Source organism: Micromonospora sp. NPDC023737 (assembly GCF_040639715.1).
Taxonomy (GTDB): Bacteria; Actinomycetota; Actinomycetes; order Mycobacteriales; family Micromonosporaceae; genus Micromonospora.
Genome location: NZ_JBFAAL010000010.1, coordinates 183,231 through 207,331 on the forward strand (window position 1 = coordinate 183,231; position 24,101 = coordinate 207,331).

The 24,101-nt window shown below is 71.7% G+C and carries 21 protein-coding genes and 1 pseudogene; 7 read left to right on the forward strand and 15 right to left on the reverse strand.

All coding sequences use genetic code 11. The features are described from left to right. Positions 1 to 46: 46 nt before the first annotated feature. Complete coding sequence (locus tag AB0F98_RS21540) at positions 47 to 718, forward strand: permease prefix domain 1-containing protein (protein WP_357737913.1); 672 nt, start codon at positions 47 to 49, stop codon at positions 716 to 718. Between the two features lie 128 nt (positions 719 to 846). Here AB0F98_RS21540 and AB0F98_RS21545 read toward each other — a convergent pair whose 3' ends face one another. Further along, positions 847 to 1,188, reverse strand: a complete 342-nt coding sequence (locus AB0F98_RS21545) for a helix-turn-helix transcriptional regulator (protein ID WP_355145560.1) — start codon at positions 1,186 to 1,188, stop codon at positions 847 to 849. Positions 1,189 to 1,325: 137 nt separating this feature from the next. Between AB0F98_RS21545 and AB0F98_RS21550 the strand changes: the two genes are divergently transcribed. Together AB0F98_RS21550 and AB0F98_RS21555 are read left to right on the forward strand one after the other, a co-directional pair. Further along, positions 1,326 to 2,264: a DNA primase gene (locus AB0F98_RS21550; RefSeq protein ID WP_357737916.1), complete on the forward strand. Its 939-nt coding sequence runs from the start codon at positions 1,326 to 1,328 to the stop codon at positions 2,262 to 2,264. Between the two features lie 38 nt (positions 2,265 to 2,302). Beyond that, a complete protein-coding gene (locus AB0F98_RS21555; RefSeq protein WP_357738008.1) occupies positions 2,303 to 4,654 on the forward strand; it encodes a transposase in 2,352 nt (783 codons plus the stop codon). A gap of 296 nt (positions 4,655 to 4,950) precedes the next feature. On the opposite strand, the gene AB0F98_RS21560 is transcribed toward AB0F98_RS21555, so the two are convergent. From AB0F98_RS21560 to AB0F98_RS21575, 4 genes are all read right to left on the reverse strand, one after another. Continuing rightward, on the reverse strand, positions 4,951 to 5,544 hold the full coding sequence (locus AB0F98_RS21560) for an ATP/GTP-binding protein (RefSeq protein ID WP_076471088.1): 594 nt from the start codon (positions 5,542 to 5,544) through the stop codon (positions 4,951 to 4,953). 1 nt (position 5,545) lies between these two features. Then, complete coding sequence (locus tag AB0F98_RS21565; protein WP_350790886.1) at positions 5,546 to 5,926, reverse strand: DUF742 domain-containing protein; 381 nt, start codon at positions 5,924 to 5,926, stop codon at positions 5,546 to 5,548. Between the two features lie 95 nt (positions 5,927 to 6,021). Beyond that, positions 6,022 to 6,426: a roadblock/LC7 domain-containing protein gene (locus tag AB0F98_RS21570; protein WP_076471087.1), complete on the reverse strand. Its 405-nt coding sequence runs from the start codon at positions 6,424 to 6,426 to the stop codon at positions 6,022 to 6,024. 2 nt (positions 6,427 to 6,428) lie between these two features. After that, positions 6,429 to 10,016 carry a nitrate- and nitrite sensing domain-containing protein gene (locus tag AB0F98_RS21575; protein ID WP_357737919.1) on the reverse strand — a complete coding sequence of 1,196 codons (3,588 nt, stop codon included), beginning with the start codon at positions 10,014 to 10,016 and terminating at the stop codon, positions 6,429 to 6,431. Positions 10,017 to 10,359: 343 nt separating this feature from the next. Here AB0F98_RS21575 and AB0F98_RS21580 point away from each other — a divergent pair, with 343 nt between their 5' ends. Continuing rightward, on the forward strand, positions 10,360 to 10,839 hold the full coding sequence (locus tag AB0F98_RS21580) for an ATP-binding protein (RefSeq protein WP_357737921.1): 480 nt from the start codon (positions 10,360 to 10,362) through the stop codon (positions 10,837 to 10,839). On the opposite strand, the gene AB0F98_RS21585 is transcribed toward AB0F98_RS21580, so the two are convergent. After that, positions 10,815 to 11,900, reverse strand: a complete 1,086-nt coding sequence (locus AB0F98_RS21585; protein WP_357737923.1) for an adenosine deaminase — start codon at positions 11,898 to 11,900, stop codon at positions 10,815 to 10,817. The two genes, AB0F98_RS21580 and AB0F98_RS21585, sit on opposite strands and share 25 nt — an antisense overlap. Before the next feature lie 247 nt (positions 11,901 to 12,147). Between AB0F98_RS21585 and AB0F98_RS21590 the strand changes: the two genes are divergently transcribed. After that, the gene (locus tag AB0F98_RS21590) at positions 12,148 to 13,011 is read left to right on the forward strand and encodes a putative RNA methyltransferase (protein ID WP_357737925.1); all 864 of its coding nucleotides are present in this window, start codon (positions 12,148 to 12,150) and stop codon (positions 13,009 to 13,011) included. 10 nt (positions 13,012 to 13,021) lie between these two features. Here the strand turns inward: AB0F98_RS21590 and AB0F98_RS21595 are convergent, their stop codons facing one another. The 8 genes from AB0F98_RS21595 to AB0F98_RS21630 form a co-directional block, all read right to left on the reverse strand. Then, a complete protein-coding gene (locus tag AB0F98_RS21595; protein ID WP_357737927.1) occupies positions 13,022 to 13,702 on the reverse strand; it encodes a DUF4272 domain-containing protein in 681 nt (226 codons plus the stop codon). Between the two features lie 104 nt (positions 13,703 to 13,806). Beyond that, entirely contained in the window at positions 13,807 to 15,087 is a 1,281-nt protein-coding gene (locus AB0F98_RS21600; RefSeq protein WP_357737929.1) for a thymidine phosphorylase, read from the reverse strand. A 106-nt stretch (positions 15,088 to 15,193) separates the two neighbouring features. Further along, positions 15,194 to 15,904 carry a cytidine deaminase gene (locus AB0F98_RS21605; protein ID WP_357737931.1) on the reverse strand — a complete coding sequence of 237 codons (711 nt, stop codon included), beginning with the start codon at positions 15,902 to 15,904 and terminating at the stop codon, positions 15,194 to 15,196. A 285-nt stretch (positions 15,905 to 16,189) separates the two neighbouring features. Next, positions 16,190 to 17,470, reverse strand: a complete 1,281-nt coding sequence (locus AB0F98_RS21610) for an ABC transporter permease (protein WP_357737933.1) — start codon at positions 17,468 to 17,470, stop codon at positions 16,190 to 16,192. A gap of 3 nt (positions 17,471 to 17,473) precedes the next feature. After that, positions 17,474 to 18,853, reverse strand: a complete 1,380-nt coding sequence (locus tag AB0F98_RS21615; RefSeq protein ID WP_357737935.1) for an ABC transporter permease — start codon at positions 18,851 to 18,853, stop codon at positions 17,474 to 17,476. A 76-nt stretch (positions 18,854 to 18,929) separates the two neighbouring features. Then, positions 18,930 to 20,507, reverse strand: a complete 1,578-nt coding sequence (locus AB0F98_RS21620; protein ID WP_357738010.1) for an ABC transporter ATP-binding protein — start codon at positions 20,505 to 20,507, stop codon at positions 18,930 to 18,932. A 204-nt stretch (positions 20,508 to 20,711) separates the two neighbouring features. Next, positions 20,712 to 21,779 carry a BMP family ABC transporter substrate-binding protein gene (locus tag AB0F98_RS21625; protein ID WP_357738012.1) on the reverse strand — a complete coding sequence of 356 codons (1,068 nt, stop codon included), beginning with the start codon at positions 21,777 to 21,779 and terminating at the stop codon, positions 20,712 to 20,714. Between the two features lie 274 nt (positions 21,780 to 22,053). Next, the gene (locus tag AB0F98_RS21630) at positions 22,054 to 22,395 is read right to left on the reverse strand and encodes a hypothetical protein (protein ID WP_076471259.1); all 342 of its coding nucleotides are present in this window, start codon (positions 22,393 to 22,395) and stop codon (positions 22,054 to 22,056) included. Between the two features lie 124 nt (positions 22,396 to 22,519). Here AB0F98_RS21630 and AB0F98_RS21635 point away from each other — a divergent pair. Then, positions 22,520 to 22,889, forward strand: a pseudogene (locus AB0F98_RS21635) (DUF3459 domain-containing protein); the annotation flags it as partial. A 308-nt stretch (positions 22,890 to 23,197) separates the two neighbouring features. Further along, on the forward strand, positions 23,198 to 23,566 hold the full coding sequence (locus tag AB0F98_RS21640) for a VOC family protein (RefSeq protein WP_357737937.1): 369 nt from the start codon (positions 23,198 to 23,200) through the stop codon (positions 23,564 to 23,566). A gap of 49 nt (positions 23,567 to 23,615) precedes the next feature. Here the strand turns inward: AB0F98_RS21640 and AB0F98_RS21645 are convergent, their stop codons facing one another. Beyond that, positions 23,616 to 24,059 (reverse strand): hypothetical protein, encoded by a 444-nt coding sequence (locus tag AB0F98_RS21645; RefSeq protein WP_357737939.1) that lies wholly within the window; start codon positions 24,057 to 24,059, stop codon positions 23,616 to 23,618. Between the last annotated feature and the right edge of the window lie 42 nt (positions 24,060 to 24,101).

The window sequence follows — 24,101 nt, forward strand, 5'->3', positions numbered from 1 at the left end:
GTATTACCGGACAGCGGACAAGTGCCGGACGTGGCAGGGTGGCTTCATGCTGCGCTGCCACGACGTCCTGGTGGACAACCACCTGCGGGACCTGGCCGGGTTGCTGCACGGGCCGGCCCGGGTGAAGGCCGACCTGCTGACGGAGGCTCGGCACGGGCTGCTCGACGCGGTCGAGGCGTACCGGGCGGAAGGCGTACCGCCGGCGGAGGCCGAACGGCGTGCGGTGGCCGAGTTCGGCAGCCCGGCGCAGCTGTTGCCGGCCTGGCAGGCCGAGCTCGCGGTGGCGGCGCTGCGCGGGCTGTCGCTACGGGTGCTCGCGGTCGCCTCGGTGCTGGTCGTCGCCGGGGATCTGACCTGGCGCGGGTCGAGCTGGAGCGACGGACCCCGGCCCCCGTCCGGTTACCTGCTCCTCTCCGCGTCGGTGCACTGGCTCTGGCTGGCCGCGCTCGTCATCGCGGTGGGCGCGCTGCTGCTGGTGAGGGTGGCCGCCCGGTCGGCCGATCCCGGCTTCGCCGTGCTCGCCCGGCTGGTCGGCGCCGGGCTCACCGGTTCGCTGGGGCTCGGCGTACTGACCGGGGCCGCTCTCTTCGCGTGGTCGATCGGCCTCTGGGACGCCGCGCTCACCTGGCCACCGATGATCATCGGATCGGTGCTGGCGAGTGCCGGCTACCTCTGGCTGGGCCGGGCCGCCCGAGGCTGGGTGCTCGCGGTCCGCTGAGGTCCGCCCGCCACCGCGGCGCTCCGATCGCCCCGGCCGCCATGCCACGCTGGGCACCCGTCACTGCCGCGCTTCTGTCCGTCCCGGCCGGTGCCGCGCTGGACGTCCGACCGCATCGGTCGGTCGCGTCACGCCGGCGCGGTGGGGGCCGTGCCGGGGTCGAGGAACCGCCCGACGGTCGCGCTGAACTCGTGCCAGCCGGCGCGCTCCCCCGCCAGGGCCCGGCGCCCGGCGTCGGTGAGCTGGTAGGTGCGCCGCTCCCGGCCGTTGACCGTGCTCCAGGCACTGGCGACGTGCCCGGCACGCTCCAAGCGCCGCAGGGCCGGATAGATCGTGCCGGTCGGCAGGTCGAGATTGCCGTCGCTGCGGGCGCGCAGTGCCTCGATGATGGCGTAGCCGTGCAGCGCTCCTCCCTCCAGCACCGCCAGCAGCAGGGCGTCGAGGTGTCCGTGCAGCGCCTGGGCCTTCATGTGTAGTTACGCTACTTGTCTATCGGCCGGACCGCCACCGGGAACGGCGATGGGCGCACCGGGGTGCGGCCACCGGTGTTCCAGGGCGGCCCACTAGGGTATGTGCCCAGAGTCACTCGCCGGCCGCAGTGCCGGAAGTGGGCAGCCCGAAGCACACGGAGGTCAGTGTGGCCCGCCAGTCGCCTCAACGGCCCGACGCCGACGAGCCCGAGCTCGACGACACCACTGAGCCGGTCGAGCCGGAGGAGGCCGACACCGATCGCCCCTCGGCGAACGTGGACCGGTCGCTGTGGGAGAAGGTCGGCATCGACCCGGTGGAGATCGCTCTCCCCGCCGGCACCGGCTTCACCCTGCGCGCGTACCGGCCGGCACGGGAACTGACCCCGACCGACGTCACCGAGCGGGACCAGGACGACCCGTTCCTCGCCCGCCGCCAGGTGATCGAGGAGGAGGACGACGACACCGTCGTCATCCTCGACGAGGACGTGGCCGACGAGTTCGCCGCGAGCGACGAGGAGAACGAGCGCGAGCGGGCCGCCGACGGCGAGGAGGCCGACGAGGAGGAGGCCGCGCCCGAGGAGGCGAACGACGAGGAGGTCCCGGCCTTCCTCACCCACAAGGGGCGGCTGCTGCTGTTCAAGACGCCCGAGTCCCTGGTCAGTTTCATCCGATCCGGTGCGCCCAACGATCTGTCCCAACTGGACAGTTGGCAAGAACTGTCCGAACGGGTCGAGCCGGCCGACATCGCCCCGCTGGACGAGGACACCTACGAGCTCGACCTGGTGGTGGAGAACCTTCGCGGCGGGCACGACACGTGGGATCCGACGCTGCTGATCGAGGCCGGCGAGGTCGCCCGTGATCTGTCGTACGCCCTGCGCCTACCGGCCGTACTCGACATGCTCTCCGCCGGCTCCAGCCTCGATGACCTGGACGAGGCGCTGCGGGCCTCGGTCAATGGCGGGGTCGGTGGTTTCCTCGGCCGGCGGCGACTCAAGAAAATCGGGGCACAAACCGCAAGTCTCGGTTGGCGCACCATTGTCGGCAAGATCTCTGCGGTAGTGGACTGGCGCGACTGACCCTTACCGGGGAGCATCAGTCACTGGCAGAGGAACACCTGTCCCGGGAGGAGGACGACGCTGTGGCGCTCGTGCGCGTGTACTGCGGTCTAGCCTCGGCGGATCCGGCCGACCGACCGGCCTCGGCCGGCTCGACGCTGACGTCCGCTGTGGTCGATGACGCAGGCCGTCTGCTGCTTGTCTGCGAGATCGGCGACGACCCGGCCGGCTACGCCCAGCTGGTCGCGCTGCTCGTCGAGCGGTCGGGCGGGCCGAGCGGTGCGGCGATCGCCGCCGACAGCGACGACCACACCGTCACCTCACTGCTCAGCGCGGCCGGTCGCCCCCTCGCGATCGCCGACGACGACTCGGTCGACGACTTCGCCGAGCGGTTCGCCGACGACGACTCGCTGGAGGAGATGCAGTCGCCGCCGGCGGAACGGCGGGCCGTCGGCCTCGCCCGAGCGCTGCAGGCCGGCGCACTCTCCGCCGTGACTCTCCCCGCCCCCCGGGACCTCGCCGGCTACAAGCAGGTCCTCGCCGCGCACGCCGCGCTGGCCACCGGGCGACACTCTGCCGCCGTGGCGCTGCGCGAGGTGCTCCGGGAGCTCTACCCGGCCGCACTGCGCGCGTACCCCGATCCGGCCGAGCCGGTGCCGCTGGCCGTGCTCGACGCCCTGCCCGAGCCGAGCATGCTCAGCGGCACCGTCGACCACGGCCGGGTGGTGTCGGTCGCCGCGGACGCCGTCGCCGCGCATCTCACGGCGGACGGCATCGCCGACGAGAAGGAGATCGACGAGGCGGTGACCGCGCTGCGGGTCGCCATCTCCGAGACGCCCCGGCGCGCCACGGTAAATCGCGCCCTCACCTCGGCGGTGGCGGAAACCGTCCGGCAGGCGGTGGCCTCGGTTCGGGCCTGCGACGCGGGATGCGACGCGCTCGTGGGCGCACTCAACGCCCGGGTCACCACGCCCACCCCGGCCCCCGGTCGGCGGGCCGCGGCCCGGCGCGGTGAGCCCGCCGGGGAACTGCCCGGCCTCACGGGCAACACCAGCGGCCTCCGCGCCATCCGCCCGACCACGACCGACCCCACGCACTCCGGCGGCCGGCGCAGCCGTCCCGAACCGGTCTCCGCCGGCAGCCTGCCGCTGCCCCCGCGACCGCTCGGGCCGCCACCGGTCGCGCCGGAACCGGTCGCACCACCACCGGTCGCCCCCGCACCGGTGACACCGGCCGCGCTGGCCGGGCCGCCGGTGTCCGCGCCGCCCGTTCGTGCCGAGCCCGCCGCGAGCCAGATCGACGCGCCCACCAACCGGCCCGTCTCCGCGCCACCGCCCCCACCGCCCGGGATCACCCCGATCGCTCCCGCGCAGCGCGGCAAGGTGCCACCTGCCGAGGCCGGCGAACCCTTCCGGCCCACGCTGACCACCGCCGCGATCCAGAACGCCCGGGCGGAACGGCAGCGCACCGTGATCCCGCCCCGGCCGAAGACCAACGGGGACGCGGGACCGCCCACGGGCGGGTTCAGCGCCACCGATCTGAGCGTCCCAGTGCCCGCCCCGCGGCCGGACCAGGAGTCCGCCGCGCCCGGCTCGCGGGCGAACTGGCCGCTGGTGAACAACCCGGAGGACCCGGCCGACAGCTCGGCGGACAAGCCGGTCGCCTACCCGTACGGGGGCGGGCGTGGCGTCGACGCGCCGACCGACCCCGGAGCGGGCGAGGGGCGGGTCACCCCGCCGTGGCTCGCCGACGACCTGCCTCAGGAGCCGCCGATGCTGCGGCTCGTCGAGCCACCACCGCTGGCCGACCGTGCGCTGCGCGAGAACACCGACCCGCAGCTGGAGACGCCGCCGCTGCGCCTGGTGGACACCGTCGACTCCGGCCGGGGTGGCCGCCCGGCCGCCCGTACCGAGCGCCCGCCCGTCGAGCACCGGCCGCCACCGCCGGTCGAGCACCGGCCACCGCCGGTGGCCGACGAGAGCGGCGACGGTGACCTGCTGATCTTCGCGCAGGCGAAGTCCGCCTGGTTCGTCGGCCACAACGACGAGTCCGACCTGGACTGGTCGAGCCTCGCCGACACCGGCTGGCAGGCGGCCGAACAGGCCGCCCGCCCCGCAGTCGGCTCGGAGACCAGGGCCGGGCTGCCCAAGCGGGTGCCGCAGGCCAACCTGGTGCCCGGCTCGCCGCTACGGGAGGAGCGTCCGCTCCGGATCGTCCGGGACGCCGCGAGCCTCGCGGAGAACACCACCGGATACTTCCGCGGCTGGCGCCGCGGTCAGGAGATCGGCGGTTTCGCGGTGGGTGGCCGTCCGGGCCGGGAGTCCGCCGGCGGCTGGGACTTCAGCCGTGACCACGGTGACCGCGACGACGATCGGGAGTACGAGTACCGCTCCGCCGGCTACCGTTCCTGACGTTTCCACAGCATCAGAGCCCCTGCTCGGGCCCGGCCGGTCGGCCGGATCGGAGCAGGGGCTCTTCGTATGCCGCCGGCGTGCTCGTTGCGGCGCCCAAGCCTCATTGCAGCCGGCCTGGCCGAGGAGCATCGTCCTCGCCGGCACCGACGAGATGCGGGCTCGACAGCGCGTGAAACCCCGGCACCTGGCCCCGGCACGGCGACGCGGGGCCAGGTCAGCCACCACCAACCGCAGCATGAGCGACGAACGCCCGGCGCGGCCTCAGCCGCACCGGGCGCGTCGACGGTTACCGGTCAGGCCGGCGCGACCGCGCGGGAGCGCCGCATCGTGAGCACGTACTCGACCAGCGAGATCAGCACATGCTTGGTCGACTCCCGGTTCCGGGCGTCGCAGGCCACCACCGGGACGTCGCTCGAGATCGCCAGCGCGTCGCGGACGTCCTGCGGGTCGTGGTACTGCATCCCGTCGAAGCAGTTGATGGCCACCAGGTACGGCAGCCGCCGGTGCTCGAAGAAGTCGATCGCCGCGAAGCAGTCGGCCAGCCGCCGGGTGTCCACCAGCACTACTGCGCCGATGGCGCCACGCACCAGCTCGTCCCACATGAACCAGAACCGCGTCTGACCCGGCGTACCGAACAGGTACAGGATCAGGTCACGGTCGATGGTGATGCGGCCGAAGTCCATGGCCACCGTGGTCGTCGCCTTGCCCGGCACCTGCCGGGTGTCGTCGACACCCACACCGGCGGAGGTCATGATCGCCTCCGTGGTCAGCGGCGTGATCTCCGAGACCGAACCGACCAGCGTCGTCTTGCCGACGCCGAATCCACCGGCGATAACGATCTTCGCCGACGTCACGCGCCCGCTCGGGGTCGGCGGGCGGTGCGACATGTCAGAGCCTGCGAAGTCCACTCAGCACCCTCTCCAGCAGTTCAGTGCCCACCGCGTCGTCCGAGTCGTCCAGGATGGTCGGCTCGTGGACTGCGACCAGGCCGTCCGTCGCCATGTCGGCGATGAGCACCCGGGCCACACCGAGCGGGAGCTGCATCCGCGCCGCGATCTCGGCGAGCGACTGGACGCGTCCGTCACACAGCGCGGCGATGTACTGGTGCTCGCGACCCTGGCCACCACTGCCGTTGGCAGCAGCGGCCCGGCCGCGCACCGTCGTCTCGACGAGCGCCTCCAGCGCGATGTCGAGTCGGGGGCGGGTACGACCACGGGTCACGGCGTAAGGACGGACCAACGCTCCGGTCGGTTCGTCACGGTCGGACATGTCGCCGCTCACCTCCTTCGTACCCGGCACCGGCTCCACTCGGTGGAGCCCCTCTTGTCGTCCTTGCTGCCCCGCCGACTCTGGTCAGCAGGACGTCAGCCCAGCATTCCCGCGGCAGCGCGCGGCGCCGGGGTGAGCGCGTCGCCCACCCGGTCGACGAGCAACGCCATCTCGTAGCCGACCTGCCCCACATCCGAGCTGCGGGCAGCCAGGACGGCGAAGGACGAGCCGTCGGAGATGGACATCAGGAACAGGAAGCCATTGTCCATCTCCACGACCGTTTGCAGCACCGCGCCTCCCTCGAAGCAGCGGGCCGCGCCCTGGGTCAGGCTGACCAGGCCGGACGCGATCGCGGCCAACTGGTCGGCGCGGTCACGCGGGAGATCCCGTGACCCAGCGAGGAGCAGGCCGTCCGCGGAGACGGCGACCGCGTGCGCGACCCCCGGCACCCGGTCGGCGAAGTTGGCGAGAAGCCAACCGAGATCCTGCGTAGTAGTCATCGTTATTGCTCCTTCTGCCCGCTCCCGGCCACTGGGCCTGAGTCAGGCTGCGAGGATTGCTGCCCTCCCGGAGCCGCCTCCGGGTTGGTTGGGTTGCTCTCCGAGGGATTGCTACGCCCCCGCTGCACACCCCGGTGATAGGCCGAGAGCAGACCGCGGACGGCCTCCGGCGAACGCCGTTGGACGGACGTGGCCGGCTTCTCCACCGCACCCGGCACGAGCTGCGCCATCGGGGTGCGCTTCGGCAACCCCGTCGGCGTGGTCGACCGCACCGGCACCTCGGTGGCTGCCGTGGCGGCCCGCCAGCCGTCGTCGGCAGCGCTCTCCCAGCTGTTGCTCTGTTGCACGGGCCGGCGGGGCATGCTCTCGGCGGCGGTCGGACGGCTGCCCCCGTTCGCGCCCAACCCGGTTTCCCGCGCCGTCGGTGTGTCTGCCATCGGTGCGTTACCTGTCGTCCCGGGTGTCGTCTTCTGGGCGGCCTGACCGGTGGTGTCGACCACGGCGAACTGCTGGGTCGTCGCACCGTTCGCCGCCGCCGCCGGCTTGGCGGCTCCCGCCGCCTCCTCCGGCCCAGGCCGGCGGGTCCGGAACCAGGCCGATTCGAGCTCCCGGAAGATCGGCAGCTCCATCGTCTCGTCCGCGTACCGCTGCTGGTTCTGGGCCTGCGGAGCCGGCGCGGGCCGGTTGGGTGCCGGCGGCGCGGCCGGCGCGGGAGCCGGCTGGGCCTCCGGCCGGGGCACCCGCGGCAGCTCGGTCGTCATGTCCAGGGCGGCGGCGAGGCGCTCGGGCACCGGCGGCGTGGCCGGCTCCCGCTCCGCGCCGGCCACCGGCGGCCAGGCCGGCGGCGCCGAAGCGCTCGGGCTGGGCTGGGACGGCAGTGGGTTAGCCGGCGGCTGCCCGGCGGCCGGCGGCGCCGAGTAGGGCTGCGTCGCGGCCGGCGGGGCCGAGTAGGGCTGTGCCGTGGCCGGCGGCGCGGAGTACGGCTGCGCCGTGGCCGGCGGTGAGGAGTAGGGCTGGCCGGAGACGGGCGGTGCCGAGTACGGCTGCGCCGAGACCGGTGGACCGGCGTACGGCGCGGCCGAGGTCGGCGGACCCGCGTACGGCGAGGCCGAGACCGGAGCACCCGAGTACGGCTGCGCGGAGACCGGCGATCCGGACACCGGCCCACCGGAGACCGGCGGCAGCGGTGGCGCGGAGACCGGCGGCGAGTACGGAGTCACCTCCGGGCTGCTCGGCAGCTGCCGCGGAATAGCCGGCGGCTGGCCGTTGCCCGATTCACCGTCGACGCCTCGACGCTGCGGCAGCGGGTCGATCGGCTGGCCGTTGGCGGGACGCGGGGTGAACGTGCCGTTGCCGTTGGTCGAGGCGGCACCGGTGAGGTCCGACCAGGCGGGCATGCCCCGCCCCGGAGCGGTGGGCGTCGGCGTGCCCGACCCGTTACGGGATGCCGGATCGAAGGGGCGGCCGCCGAGGGTCACCTGGTTGCCGGACTCGCTCTGCCGGACGCCCAACGCGGGTAGCGCACCGAAGCTCGGGGTGGGGGTGGCCGGCGCCTGGCCACCGGCCGGGGCCGGCAGCGCCGGGGGCTGCTGCACCCGACCGGAGAGCGCACGAGGCACCAGCACCGAGGTGGGGAGCATGACCTCCGCCACGGTGCCCCGGTCGATGCCCGGACGCAGCTCCACCCGCACGCCGTGCCGGGCGGCCAGCCGGGCCACCACGACCAGACCCATCATCCGGGATACGGCCACGTCCACCTGCGGCGGCGTGGCGAGCCGCTCGTTGAGTTCCTGGAGCTGGTCCGCGCTGATGCCGATGCCGCGGTCCTCGACGTAGAGCGAGGAGCGGTCACCGACCCGGCGAGCCTCGACCTGCACCTGCGAGTCCGGCGGCGAGAACGCGGTGGCGTTGTCGAACAGCTCGGCGACCAGGTGGACCAGGTCGTTGACGGCGTGCGCACCGATCTCGATGTCGCGGTCGATCACACCGAACTCGATACGGGTGTAGTGCTCGACCTCGGACTGCGCGGCGCGCAGCACGTCGATCAGGGCGGCCGGCTCCCGCTGCACGCGGGTGGAGTCGGCGCCGGCGAGCACCAGCAGGTTCTCGTCGTTGCGGCGCATCCGGGTGGCCAGGTGGTCGAGCTGGAACAGCTCGGCCAGCCGGTCCGGGTCCTCCTCGCCGCGCTCCAGCCGGTCGAGGTGCCCGATCAGGCGGTCGACCAGGATCTGCGACCGGCGCGCCAGGTTGACGAACATCGTCGCGACGGACGAACGCAGCGCCGCCTGCTCGGCCGCCGTGCGGACGGCCTCCAGGTGGACGGCGTTGAACGCCTCGGTCACCTGACCGAACTCGTCCTTGCTGCGCACCGGGAGCGGCTCGGCGATCTGGTTGGCGAGTTGGGCCGGGGAGAGCTGGCCGGTGACCTGCGGGTCACGCAGCCGGGCGACGGCCTGCGGGAGGCCGTACTGGGCCACGGCCAGGGCGCCCTGACGCAGCTCACGCAGCGAGCGGGCCATCGATCGGGCGACCAGGTAGGCGAAGAGGATGGCCAGCAGGAGCATGCTCAGCAGGAGGCCGGTCTCCAGGAACACCTGGCGCTGCACGTCGGTGCGGATGCCCTCGGCCAGGCGGACCACATCGCCGTCGAGCTTCTTCTCCACCGACCTGATCAGCTCCGCGTTGGCGACCATGGCCGCGTCCCACTGGTCCGGCCCGAAGGGGGCACCGACCATGCTGCCGCTGGTGTTGCCGTTGATCCAGCCGATGTAGCGCTCGGCCTCGCGCCGGTCGCCGCCCGCGATGGTCTGGTCGTGGAAGCGGACCTCGTCCTGGGTGGCGACCGCCTTGAAGTTCTGTGCGGCCTGGTCCTGCCCGGTGCCACTGGCGATGTACTCGGTGCGCAGGGCCGGAGTCAGCTGCTTCTGCGCCAGTGCCTGGTGCACCACCACACGGCGCAGGGAGAGGAACTCCTTCTCCCGCGCCACCGCGGCGGCGGCCCGCATCCGGTCACTCAGGTTGTTGTCACCGGCGAGCTGGGTGGTCGAGTCGCGGATGGCGAGCAGGTCGGTGATCACACCCTCGTACGCCTGCGTGGCCTCGACCGGTCGGAGCTTGCCGTTGTAGACCTGGCTACGGATGCCGGGCATGTCGGTGAGGCTCCGGTCGATCTTGTCGAGCAACCCCTCGAGACTGCTCGGGAGCCCGTCGATCGACGCGCGCTGCCGCAGGTAGGGAGTCTTCGACTGGTCGACTCGGGTGTTGACCCGGTTGTACGCCTCCTGGTACTGCGCTCTCGCCTGGCCCGGGGGCGACACCAGCAGCAACACGGCGGTGGTCCGCTCGTCCTGCAGAGTGTCGATCAGCTCACCCGAGTAGCCGGAGAGGTTGGCCAGGTCGCCGGCCCGGTTGGCATTGTTGAGCGTCTCCAGGTGGTCGACCAGACCGTTGGTGCCCACCACGACCGTGGCGATGGTCGGCACGATCATGATGAGACCGAGCTTGGACCAGATCGGCATGTCCCGGAGTCGACTGGCCGGCTGGCGCAGCCGCGACAGGAAGGAGCCCGCCGTCTTCGGCCGTTTGCTCACGTCACCGTCCTCGCGATTACATCGTCCGCGCGTTGCCCCGGGCAACGCCCAGCGACCGACCCGGCGGGTCGGACCCCCGAGATTCCATCACGCCGCTCGACAAGAGGAAAGCCCAGGTTGGCCGCCGCCGACCGTGTGATGAGATGTTGAAGCGTTTTGATAGCACACCGTCTGGCCGGAGTTACTCAAGGTAATGAATCATCCGCACCGCGTTGTATTACTGGCCGGGCCTTCCGGCTCCGGAAAGTCATACATAGCGCAGCGAACCGGGCTCCCGGTGCTGTGCTTGGACGACTTTTACAAGGACGGCGATGACCCTACGTTGCCGCGACGAAACGGCCAGGTGGACTGGGAGTCACCACAGTCCTGGAATGCCGAGGCGGCGCTCGAGGCGATCGCCCGGCTCGCGCGAGAAGGTCAGGCGGAGGTCCCCGTCTATTCCATCGACGCGGACCGCCAGGTGTCCACCCGGACATTTGACATAGCCGGATCGCCACTTTTTGTGGCCGAAGGGATCTTCGCCGCCGAAATCGTCGGAGAGTGCCGCCGACGCGGGCTGCTCGCCGGGGCGTACGCGCTACGCCGGCCCCGCAGCGCCACCTTCTTCCGCCGGCTGGCCCGCGACCTCTCCGAACAGCGCAAGGCACCGCGGGTGCTGGTACGACGAGGGCTGGCGTTGCTGCGCACAGAACCGGCGGTACTGCACCGCCAGACGAACCTCGGTGCGGAGGCGGCCCGGGGCCGCGAGGTGCTGCACCGGGTGGCCGGACTGCTCGCCGGCCACCCGTACCACGCCGATCAGTCCCGCAACAGCGGCTCGTAGGCAGGCTTGATCACTTCGTCGATGATCTTCAGGCGCTCGTCGAACGGGATGAAGGCGCTCTTCATCGCGTTGATCGTGAACCATCGCAGCTCGGCCCAGCCGTAGTCGAACGCGTCCACCAGCAGCGCCATCTCTCGCGACATCGAGGTGCCGCTCATGAGCCGGTTGTCGGTGTTCACCGTCACCCGGAAGCGGAGATCACGCAGCAGACCGATCGGGTGCTCGATGATCGACGGGGCGGCACCGGTCTGCACGTTCGAGGACGGGCAGAGCTCCAGCGGGATCCGCTTGTCCCGCACGTACGCGGCCAGCCGGCCGAGCACCGGTTCCGGTCCCTCGGTGCTGATGTCGTCCACGATCCGCACCCCGTGGCCGAGCCGGTCCGCTCCGCACCACTGGATCGCCTGCCAGATCGACGGCAACCCGAACGCCTCACCGGCATGGATGGTGAAGTGGAAGTTCTCCCGCTGCAGGTATTCGAAGGCGTCCAGGTGCCGGGTGGGTGGGAAGCCGGCCTCGGCCCCCGCGATGTCGAAACCCACCACCCCGGCGTCCCGGTGCCGTACAGCCAGCTCGGCGATCTCCTGCGAGCGGGCGGCGTGCCGCATCGCGGTGAGCAGGGTGCCCACCCGGATCGGGGTGCCCGCCGCGGCGGCCTCGGCGCTGCCCTCCGCGAAGCCGGCCAGCACCGCCTCGACCACCTCGTCCAGCGTGAGGTCCCGCTCCAGGTGCTGCTCGGGGGCGAAACGCACCTCGGCGTACACGACGCCGTCGGCGGCCAGGTCGAGTGCGCACTCCCGGGCCACCCGGCGCAGCGCCGGCGCGGTCTGCATCACGGCCACGGTGTGCGCGAAGGTCTCCAGGTACCGCTCCAGCGAACCCGAGTCCGCCGCCGCCACGAACCAGCGCCCGAGCTCCCCGGGATCGGTGGTGGGCAGCTGGTGCCCCACCTCCGCCGCCAACTCGACGACCGTCGCCGGCCGCAGGCCTCCGTCCAGATGATCGTGCAGCAACGCCTTCGGGACCTTGACGATGTCCTCGTACCGGATGTTCGCGACCATTCCCAGACCCTAGTGCGGCGCGACCTTCACCATTCCGCGGACCGGCCGCGTCCCGCGCGCCCGCCTTCCGTGCGTCCGGCCCTGCTGGACGGCCGGGTACGGACCGCCTCGGCGATGGGTGGGCCTACGGTAGTCGACGTGGAGCTGCCCGATCGCGATCGCCGAGGATCCACCGCCGCGCCCCCGCCCCGCCGTGCCGACGACCACCGCCGGGTACCCGCGGTGCCGACCCATCTGGACGCCTGACATGCACCCCCGCATCCTCCAGCGGCTCCGCTGCCCGGTCTGCGGTGAGCCGCTGAGCGAGACCCACGCGGGCACCGCCCGCGCGCTGCGCTGCCCGCGCCGGCACAGCTTCGACGTGGCCCGGCAGGGTTACGTCAACCTGCTGGCCGGCCGCGCGCCGCACCCCGGCGACACCGCCGAGATGGTGGCCGCCCGGGCCGATTTCCTGGCCGCCGGCCACTACGACCTCATCTCGGCGGCGCTCGCGGACGCGGCGGTGACCGCGGTCGGCCCGGCCGCCGGGGCGTACCCCCTGGTGGTGGATGCCGGAGCCGGCACCGGCCGGCACCTCGCCGCGGTGCTGGCAGCACTGCCGGACGCCGTCGGCCTGGCGCTCGACGTCTCGAAGCCGGCGCTGCGGCGGGCCGCCCGGGCGGACCCGCGGATCGCCGCGGCGCTGGCCGACACCTGGCAGCGGCTGCCCGTCGCCGACGGTGCCGCCGCCCTGCTGCTGAACGTCTTCGCGCCACGACACGGCGCCGAGTTCCACCGGGTGCTGCACCCGGCCGGTGCGCTGCTGGTGGTGACGCCCGCGGAGGACCACCTCGCCGAGCTGATCGGGCCGCTCGGGCTGCTCCGGGTCGACCCGGCCAAGCAGGACCGGGTGGCCGCCAGCCTGGGTACGCACTTCACCTGCGCCGCCGAGACCGTGCACCGCCGCGAGCTGGCCCTCACCAGGCCGGAGGTGGCCACCCTGGTGGGTATGGGCCCGAGCGCCTGGCACACCGACCCGGCCGGGCTGGCCGCCCGCCTCGCGGCGGTGGCCGAGCCGGTACGGGTGACGGTCGCGGTCCGGCTCGGCGTGTGGCGTCCGGTGCCGCGCTGACGGCGGTCTCTCAGGTGGAGAGGTCGACCTCTTCCCAGCCGGGCGGCTCGTCGTGGTACGGCCCGCGCAGCACCACCGCCCACTCCAGCGCCCACCGCCGCTGACCGATCGCGTTCGCGTCGACCAGCCCGGGCGGCCGGCGGCCGTTCCGCTCCACCTCCAGGTACGCCCAGTCCAGGCAGTAGTGCAGGTCGAGCAGGGCGGCCGCGTCGGCGGGGTGCTGCGGCGCGGCGAGGATCCGGGACCTCCACTCGGCGAAGGTCTCACCGGCGGCGATGTCCGGCATCCGCTCGACCAGCCGTTCGTCCACCGGGAGGGTCGGGTCGAGCAGCTTGGTCAGGCCGAGCACCCACGCCAGCGAGAAGAGCGCGTCGTGGTGCAGCACGAAGGAACGGTGATCCCCCTTGCTGCCGGTGACGAACTGCCACTCCGGCGGGGTGACCTTCTCCACCAGGTGGGAGGCGAGCAACCAGCCCATCGCGGCCTGCGGCGGCATCCCGAAGCAACGGGCCAGGATCAGGTGCAGCACCGCGATCCGGGCCTCGATCTCCGCGGTGGACCGCAGTTCGATCTGGTCGCCGGGTTCCCACACCAGCGGAAACTGCGGCGGCGGCAGCGGCAGGCCCAGCCGGGACAGCTCGTCCAGGCTCGCCTCACGCACCTCACGTGGGTCGGGGGCAGGTACGGTCACGGCGATTCCCTTGCTCGCAACGGCTCAACGCCGGTTGTCCCCCCTGGCCAGGCAGAATAGCGACCTTGGGTGACCGGCACCATGCCGGCCCGCCCGATACCGGGTCAGCCGATCCGCTCGATCACCAGGGGCTGACCGACCGGGCGCGTCTCGGAGATCCGCACCGCGCCGGCGGCCTCGGCCATCGCCGCGGGGATCCGGTCGGCCTGCTCGGCCCGCAACTCGTAGAGGGTCTCACCGGCACGCACCCGATCTCCGGGTCGCTTGTGCAGCACCACGCCGGCCGGGGCGCTCACCGGGTCCTCCTTGCGCGCGCGGCCCGCGCCGAGTCGCCACGCGGCCACCCCCATGGCGTACGCGTCGATCGCCTCGACGTGACCGTCGGCCTCCGCCCGGACCGTCTCGATCTCCGGAGCGGTCGGCAGCGGAGCGTCCGGGTCGCCGCCCTGGGCACGGATCATCGCCCGCCACACGTCCATGGCACGGCCGTCGCGGAGCGCCACCTGCGGATCGGCGTCGCCGAGGCCGGCGGCGTCGAGCATCTCCCGGGCGAGGGCCAGGGTCAGCTCCAGGACGTCGGTGGGGCCGCCACCGGCCAGCACCTCGACCGACTCGGCGACCTCGACACCGTTGCCGATCGCCAGACCGAGTGGGGCGGACATGTCGGTGAGCAGCGCAACCGTGCGCACTCCGTGCGCCCCGCCCAGCTCGACCATGGTGCGGGCCAGCTCGCGGGCCTGCTCGACGGACTTCATGAAGGCACCCGAGCCGACCTTGACGTCGAGCACCAGAGCGCTGGTCCCCTCGGCGATCTTCTTGCTCATGATCGAACTGGCGATCAACGGGATCGCCTCGACGGTGCCGGTCACGTCACGCAGCGCGTACAGCTTCCGGTCGGCGGGGGCGAGCCCGGCGCCGGCCGCGCAGATCGCCGCTCCCACGTCGCGCAGTTGGCCGATGAACTCGTCGTTGGTGAGCGTCGCCCGCCAACCCGGGATCGACTCGAGCTTGTCCAACGTCCCGCCGGTGTGCCCGAGGCCGCGCCCGGAGAGCTGCGGCACCGCGGCGCCGCAGGCTGCCACCAGCGGGGTCAGCGGCAAAGTGATCTTGTCGCCGACACCTCCGGTGGAGTGCTTGTCCACGGTCGGCCGGTCGACGGCGGAGAGATCCAACCGTTCACCGCTCGCGATCATCGCGGCGGTCCACCGGGCGATCTCCGGACCGGTCATGCCACGCAGCAGGATCGCCATGGCCAGGGCGGACATCTGCTCGTCGGCGACCTGCCCCCGGGTGTACGCGTCCATCACCCAGTCGATCTGGTCGTCCGACAGCACGCCCCCGTCACGTTTGGTCCGGATGACATCAACCGCAGTAAGAGCACTCATCAGAAAGTTCTTTCCTTGTTGTCATGGCGATACCCGGAGCCGGTGATGGTCGGCCCGCCCCTCACGCTCCCCCGGCCCCGGCCCCGGCCCTGGAACTCGGCCACCCTCAGGAGCCGGACCAACGGACCGGGATCTCCATCGGTGGCTCGCCCTCGCCCGCCCAGAAGATGGTGCCGCTCGCGTCGACCACCACCACCCGGGGCGTACGGGCCATCCCCCAGGTGATCGCCTCGGCCGGGTCGTCCCAGCTCGGCCCCTCCTCCAGTACACCGGTCTCGGCCCCCGCGTCGTCCCCCGCCGACCGCTCCCAGTACGCCGTCCAGACCTGCTGACCGGCGGAGAGATCCGGATGCACGAAGACCGTGCCCCGGCCGCGCCAGGCGGCCAACCGCTCCGGCACCACCGGCAGCGGCGTCTCCCCGACCACCGCGTCCAGGTCCTCGACGCCGAACGCGTGCGGCAGCAGCTCGGCCATCCGCAGCGGGCGCCCCTTCGTCTCGATCAGGCACTCCGGGCCACCGTTCTCCCAGAGCAGCTGCCGGCACCGGCCGCACGGCATCAGCGGCTCCCCGGTCGCGTCGACGCAGGAGAGCGCGACGAGCCGGCCCCCGCCGGTGGCGTGCAGCGAGGAGACGACACCGCACTCGGCGCAGAGCACCACCCCGTACGCGGCGTTCTCCACGTTGCAGCCGACCACCACCCGGCCGTCGTCGACCAGACCGGCCGCTCCGACCGGGAACTTCGAGTATGGGGCGTACGCATGCCGCATCACCTCGGTGGCGGCGGCGCGCAGCCCCGTCCAGTCGATCTCCGTCACCCCTACATTGTGCCGAACAGCTGCTGGTCGGAGGCGGCGAGGACCACGCCGGCCCGCCAGTTCAGCCGAGCGGCGCGGCCGGAGGCTGCGGCGACACCTCGACCGCGGTCGGGCCGCACCGCTGCGGCGGCGCGGAATCCGACGGCAGGCGGACCGGGTCGGCCCACCGCGCGGCGTGCGCCAGGTCACATCGGCGAGGCCGGAGGATCAACGGATCGGCCACAGGAAAGGAGGCCCGGAACGATCAGCTGACCGTCCCGGGCCTCCGCGTGCCCGCGCTCGGGCTCAGCCCTTGACGTACGGCTTTCCGTCGGCGGCCGGTGCCCGCACCCGGCCGACCAGCCCGGCCACGGCCAGGATCGTCGCCAGGTAGGGCAGCATCGCGAGGAACTGACTCGGGATCACACTGTTGATCGCACCCAGGTAGGTGGCGAGCTGGTCGGCGAAGCCGAAGAAGAGCGCGGCGAGCAGCGCGCCGGTCGGGTTCCACCGCCCGAAGATCAGCGCGGCCAGGGCGATGAAGCCCTTGCCGCCGATCATGTTCTTGGTGAACGAGTAGAGCGCCAGCGTGTAGGAAGCGCCACCGATGCCGGCGACCACACCGGCCAGCAGCACGTTGCGGTAGCGCAGCCGGAGCACGCGTACGCCGAGGGTGTCGGCGGCGATCGGGTGCTCGCCGACCGAGCGGGTACGCAGGCCCCACCGGGTGCGGAAGAGCCCGATGTGGATCACCAGGACGAGCAACAGCCCGAGGTAGAGGAAGATGTTGCTGCGGAACAGCGCCGGGCCGAGCACCGGGATGTCCTTGAGCAGCGGGATCTCCCAGTTGCTGAACCGGGGGGCGCTGTTGTACCGCTCCGCGTTGGTCTGCATGAGCCGCTCGTAGAGGAAGCCGGTGACGCCCACCGCGAGCAGGTTGAGGACGATCCCCATGACCGTCTGGTCGACCAGGTAGCGGATCGAGAAGACGGCCAGCAGCAGGGAGATGAACGCACCGCCGATCGCGGCGGCGACCAGGCCGACCCAGACGTTGCCGGAGATGCTGCCGAAGAGAGCACCGCTGAAGGCGCCCATCAGCAGCTGCCCCTCGATGGCCACGTTGACCACACCGGAACGCTCGCAGAGCACGCCGGCGAGCGCACCGAAGATCAGCGGCAGGGCCAGGATGAACGTGCCCCGGATGATGTTGACCAACGGCATGAAGTTCTGGCCGGCCGGAGCCGCGGAGACCTGCCAGCAGAGGAACGACAGCACGAAGGCGACCAACCCGACGCCGAGCACCAGGAGGAACCAGCGCTTCGGCAGCCCGGCGAGCAGCGCCGCGCCGGCGGCGAGCGCGATCACGCCGAAGAGGATCGCGCCGAACGTACCGTTGATCTCCAACGCGGTGCCGGCGGCGTCCTCGCTGAGCGTGAACCGGGCCTGCTGATCGGTGGCGAGCGCGCCGAAGAGCAGCGCCCCCAGCAGGCCGAGCGCCACCAGCACGAGGCCGACCTTGCGGCTGCGGGTCCAGAATCCCTCGTCGACCGCGGCGACCGCCACGTCGGGGACAGCCATGGTGGACATGAGTTACCAGCCCTTCGCCAGGCTCGTCTGCAACCGGGCGGCCCGTGCGGCCCGGAGCTGGAAGATCGCCTTCACCAGGGCCGGCGCGGCGATGAAGATGACGATCAGCGCCTGGAGCACGGTGACCAGCTCCAGCGAGATCCCCGAGTACGACTGCATCCGGTTGCCGCCGGCCTGCAACGCGCCGAAGAGCAGCGCGGCGAGCGCGACACCCCACGGCTTCAGGCGACCAAGCAGCGCCACCAGGATTCCGTCGAAGCCGATCTGCGCCACCACCAGCGGGGTGAGCGCGCTGGCGGTCGAGCCGAGCACCATGTTCGAGCCGCCCAGACCGGCCAGCAGCCCGGCGAAGACCATGATGAGGATGAACGTCCGGGTGACGCTGATGCCGGCGGTTCGGGCGGCGTCCGGGTTCGCGCCGACTGCCCGCAGCTCGAAGCCGAGCGTGGAGCGGTTGAGCAGCCACGCCACCGCCCAGGTCGCCAGCACGGCGAGCAGGATGCCGGCGTGCACCCGCAGGTTGTCACCGAGCAGCCGGGGTAGCTGGGCCGACGGGTCCACGGCCTTGCTGATCGCGTCGGTGCGCCTCGGGTCCTGCACGCCGTTCTGCACGATGAGCCAGGTCAGGAAGTACGTGGCGACGTAGTTGAGCATGATCGTGATGATCACCTCGTGGGCACCGGTACGCGCCTTGAGGATGCCCGGAATGAAGCCCCAGACCGCGCCGCCGAGAGCACCTGCGAGCAGCGCCACGAGCAGGTGCAGGCCGGGCGGGAGCGGCAGCGCGAAACCGGCCAGCGCCGCGGTGATCACACCGACGGTGGCCTGCCCCTGGGCGCCGATGTTGAACAGGCCGCCCCGGAAGGCGAGCGCCACCGAGAGGCCGGTGAAGACCAGCGGCGCGGTGTAGGTGAGCGTCTCGGAGATCGGCGCGAGCACGGCCTGCCAGCCGTTGCTGCCGTTCAGCCATCCGGCGAACGCCTCGGGGTCGAAGACCGAACCCTTGAAGAGGTTCGCGTACGCCTCACTGACCAGCGTCCAGCTGGAGTTCAGCGCGTCCGACGGGCGGGCGGTGATGTACGAGTACGTCGACAGCACCTCGGGGTCGGAAATGATCATGAGGATCGCGCCGACCACGATCGCCAGCACCAACGACAGCACGGTGACCGTGACCGTGTTCGCCGCCCAGAGGTTCGCCACGAACAAACGCCCGAGGCTGGGCCTCGGCTCCGGCGCGCCATCGGGCGCCGCGGTAGCCGGCCCGGCCTGCGGTGTGGTGGCGTCCTCGGCCTGCTCGGTGTTGCCGAGCGAGTCCTGCGCCGCCTGCGCCTTGCTCGCCGGTTCCTTGTCCGGCGACCCGGACTGCGGATTGGGAGAGCTCACACCGTCACCTCGCTCCGCTCGGCGCCGGCCTGGGGCACCGTGGCGCTGGGTCGATGATTCGCTCGCTGACGCTTGCTCATGCCTCTTCCTCGCTGGTCGGCACGTCGTCGTCGGTCGCCGGCCGGGCCTCGGCCTGATCGGCCGCCGCCTCGGGGGTGATACCGGCCATGAGCAGGCCGATCTCCTCGCGTGGGGTGTCCGGGCCGACGATGCCGATGACGCGGCCGCGATACATCACCGCGACCCGGTCGGCCAGCCCGAGCACCTCGTCCAGCTCGCTGGAGACCACCAGCACGGCGGTGCCGATGTCCCGCTCGTGGATGACCTGGCTGTGGATGAACTCGATCGACCCCACGTCGACGCCGCGGGTCGGCTGCGCGGCGATGAGGAGCTTCAGCGGACGGGACAGTTCCCGCGCCACGATGACCTTCTGCTGGTTACCGCCGGAGAGGGTGCCCACCGGCATGTCGGCCGAGGAGGTACGGACGTCGAACTGCTCGATCCGCTCCTTCGCCGAGGTCGCGATGGCCTCCGGCTTCAGCGCGAGCCCACCGGCGAACGGCGGGCGGTCGTAGATGTCCAGCACCAGGTTCTCCGCGACGCTGAACTCCTTGACCAGTCCGTCGACGCTACGGTCCTCGGGAACGTAGCCGACGCCGGCGCGCAGCACCCGCTTGGTCGACCAGCCGTCGACCCGCTCGCCGTCGAGGGTCACCGAACCGGCGAGCGTCGGGCGCAGACCCATGATCGCCTCGATCAGCTCGGTCTGACCGTTGCCCTGCACACCGGCCACCCCGAGCACCTCGCCCGCGTGGACAGTCAGGTCGATCCCGTCGACGGCGCGGATCTGCCGGTCGTCGTCGACGACCAGACCGGCGACCTCGAGTACCGGCTTACCCGGCTTGGCCGTGGCCTTCTCCACGGTGAGCCGGACGTTTCGGCCGACCATCAGTGCGGCCAGTTCGTCCCGGCTGGCGTCCGGGGAGGCGGTGCCGACGGTCTTGCCGCGCCGGATCACGGTGATCCGGTCGGCGATCGCCTTGACCTCGCCGAGCTTGTGGGTGATGAACACGATCGACTTGCCGGCCGCCTTGAGCGACCGCATGACCGTGAGCAGTTCCTCGGTCTCCTGTGGGGTGAGCACCGCGGTCGGCTCGTCCAGGATGAGCAGGTCGACGTCCCGGGTCAGCGCCTTGACGATCTCGACCCGCTGCTGGATGCCGACCGGCAGGTCCTCGATCACCGCGTCCGGGTCGACGCGCAGCCCGTACCGCTCGGAGACCTCGACGACCTCCCGGCGGGCGCGCCGTCGGTCCAGAAAACCGGAGATGCCGCCGCGAATCTTCTCGGCACCCAGCATGATGTTCTCGGTGACCGTGAAGACGGGGACCAGCATGAAGTGCTGGTGCACCATGCCGATGCCGGCCGAGATGGCGTCCGAGGGCCCGCGCAGCTTCAACGGCTCCCCGTCGACCAGGATCTCGCCCTCGTCGGGCTGGTAGAGCCCGTAGAGCACGTTCATCAGGGTCGACTTGCCCGCGCCGTTCTCGCCGAGCAGGGCGTGGATCTCACCAGGCTCCACCGTCAGGTCGATGTGGTCGTTGGCGACCAGATCACCGAACCGCTTGGTGATGCCGCGCAGTTCGAGTCTCAGCGCAACCTCCCGGAGTGCGAGCGATGGTGCAGCCTAGCCGCCGGCCGGCTGCCGGACGACACGGCCGGGGCGGCCGGTCGCCATCGTGCGCGACCGGCCGCCCCGGCCCGGCGGAAGGTTCCGCGGGAGCCGGAGCGGCCGGGTCGTTCTTACCGTGTTGCCTACCGGCCCCCCGATGTTCTCACCGGGGGGAGCGGCTGGTCGTCACTTGGTCGGCTGAGCCCTGGAGGTGACGGTGATGGTGCCGGCGGCGATGTCCGCCTTGATCTTCTCGACCTCGGCCTTCAGCTCGGCCGGGACCTTGCTGTCGAAGTCGTGGAACGGGGCGATGGAGACACCGTTGTTGGCCAGGTCGCCGACGAAGCCCGGCTTGGCCTGGAGCTTCTCGCCACCAGCGGCCTTCAGCACGGCCTCCTTGACGGCCTCCGGGATGTTCTTGACCACGGTGGTCATGATCGCCGAGCAGTCCGGGGTGCTCTCGCAGCCGTCGACGTCGACCCAGATGACGCTGTACTTGCCGTTCGAGGCCTTGGCCGCCGCGGTGGTGCCGAGGCCGGAGCCGCCGGCGACCGGCATGATGATGTCGGCGCCCTGGGCGACCAGCGTGTCGGAGACCTTCTTGCCCTCGTCCTGCTTGGCGAAGTCGTTGGTGAAGGAGCCCTTCTGGCTCGCCTTGTCCCAACCCAGCGCCTGGACGTTCTTGCCCTTGGTCTGGTTGTAGTACGCCACGCCGTCGACGAAGCCGTCCATGAAGATGGTCACCGGCGGAATCGGCAGCGCACCGTAGGTGCCCACCTTGCCGGTCTTGCTCATCCCCGCGGCCAGGTAGCCGGCCTGGAACGCGGCCTGGGCGGTGTCGAACTGCATCGGGTAGATGTTGTCCACGCCCGGGTCGGCGTCGACGATGCCGAACTGCTGGTTCGGGTTCGCCTGCGCGATCTTCTTGGTGGCGTCACCCATCAGGCCACCGACGGCCAGGATGAAGTCGCACTTCTGGTTCACGAACTGCGTCAGGTTCGGCTCGTAGTCGGCCTCGGCCTTCGACGCCACGAACTTGGGGTCGATGTTGCTGTTGGCAGCCTGCGCGTCCTTCAGACCCTGCCAGGCAGAGGCGTTGAACGACTTGTCATCGATGCCGCCGACGTCGGTCACCATGCAGGCGCTGAACTTCTTGCCGGCGTCACCGGCGCCGTTGTTCTCGTCCGGCGCCTCACCACAAGCGGCGGCGCTCAGCACGAGCCCACCCGCCGCCACGATCGAGGCGATCCGCATCCCACGCACCGAGCGCAAGACGTCTCCTTCCCATCGCACACCGCGCCTTGTGCGGTGGCTGCCCTTGAGCCGGCCTGCGCTATTGCCGCCGGCGTCCCACGTTACGGACGGGAGCGTACGCCCGCGCCCACCCACCGGCCGCCAATCGTGCACGACCGTTGAGTGCCTGTTACCCCTACGTAACCGTCGCGTGGGGCAAATCACTCTTCGTGCTGGTAACAGTGCGCCCTGGCGTCGCGAAAGTCCGGTTTAGAAGCGCCTTCCAGGGCCGACGTTACCGCCAGAAGACCGCCACTGCGGCGTTGACCAGGGTCAACCCAACAATTGCTAGGAAATGGCCACGGTTGACCGTTTCCCGCTTCCGCGAGAAGAAGACCATTACGAAGATCAGCAGCGCGATCACGCCCTTGGTGGCGAGCTTGGCCGGGGCCGGCTCGTCACCGTCACGAAGTGGGGCGGAAAGCCCGATACCGGTCACCAGTTGGATCACGGACCCCCAGAGCATGGCCGCATTGATGCGCAGTCGCCCGCTGAAGTACTGGGCCAGGGAACCGCCCAGCAGCAACGCGAACCCGATCAGATGGACGTAGAGAAGAATCAGCCTCAAAGCTTCCACGGGCACATCCTCCCCCATCAACGACACCTTGTAGTAGGGGGCTCCTCGGCCGGATCACGGGATCCGGCAGGCCGGGCAGGTCGAGCCGCCGCCGGGCAGGATGGCCGCCGCGTCGTCGACAGGCGGCTTCGGGCCGCAAGGGTGCGAGCGGAGCTGGCTACCGGCCCCGGCCACCTGGGCCGCGCTCTCGGTCGCCGCCCAGGCCGGCGTGCCCGGCTCGACGCTGGAGCTCTACCGCGACGCGCTCCGGATCCGGCGTCCCATCCGGCGCTGGCCTCCGAGGGAACCGGGATCAGCTGGCTGGAGGCCGAGCCCGGCGTGCTGGCCTTCTCCCGCACCGCGGGCGCACCGAACTGACCTGCGTGGTCAACACCAGTGGCGTCCCGGCCCGCGTCGCCGGATACGGCGAACCGGTCGTCGCGAGCGAACCGCTCGCCGGCACCGGTGACGGTCATCTGCTACCGGTCGACGCGGCTGCCTGGTTCGAACGGCGCTGCGCGGGTAACCGAAAGCGACCTGGTCGTCCGCCGTGCTCCGCGCCGGCGGGCGGCTGGGGCACCGACCCCTTGTGGTGGGGGTGAGGTGGTGCCGGCGCCTCGCGGAGTCCGCTCCGCGGGGCGCCGGCGTCCGTTTCCGCGGCCGCCGAGCCCGCACTGGCGCGGCCCGTACTTCCCGGCGGGCACAGTGGGCGGTGTGTCACCGCGATCCCGGTGGGGTAACCCGAACAGACGGCGGCGGCCACGGGGGCGATCGCGAGAAGACCCATCACCGCGGCGGATACGGGACGCACTGGAGGTGGCGGATGGTGGCCCGGGTGGCGCAGTACACCGTCGACGTCGAGGACGTCGACCTCATGGCGGCGTTCTGGTCCGCCGCGCTCGGCTACCGCGTCGAGCAGGGCGGCGACGGTAGCGCGAAGCTCTTCCCGGACCCGGCCGGGACCGGGCCGACCATGTGGTTGCAGGGCTCGGGCACTGCCAAGCGGGGCAAGAACCGCCTTCACCTCGACCTGGTCAGCGACGGTGACGCGGACGCGGAGGTGCGGCGGCTCGTGTCGCTGGGCGCCCGGCAGGCGGACGTCGGGCAGACCGGCGACGAACCGTTCATGGTGCTCACCGACCCCGAGGGCAACGAGTTCTGCGTGCTGGACCACGCGCCGGCCCAGCCCTGACGCCGGTCGTGTCGGGCGACGACGTCGCCGTTCGGCGCCGGGCCCGCGGTCAGGACCCCTTGGCGGTCAGTATCTCGGCGATCCGCCGGAACCCGGCCCGCAGCTCAGCCTCGGTCGGCGGCTCGCTCGGCTCGCCGTGACCCACCTCGTCGGCCGCCGCGTCCAACTCCTCGTCGATGGTGTCCTCGAAGTCGCCGTAGAGGTCGGCCTGGTCGACCTGCGCGGCCTCGTCCGCCGCGGCTATCTGCGCGGCGCCGATCTCGCTGCGGATCTCCTCGGCGGAGAGCGCCGGCAGTAGCGGCTCGACCACCGCCATCAGCTGCTCCTCAGCCACCACCGCCTCGGCCAGGGCGAGCGCGTGCGGCCGCTCGTACGGCCCGCAGACCACCGGCTCCCACTCGTCGATGTCGCCGAGCGGGCCGAACGTGATGATCCACGGCAGGCCGAGCATCGGCGAGTCGCTCGGCAGGTCCAACGTCACGAGTGCGCCCACCGGCCCATCATGGTCCGTCAGCAACGACCGCCGTGGAACATT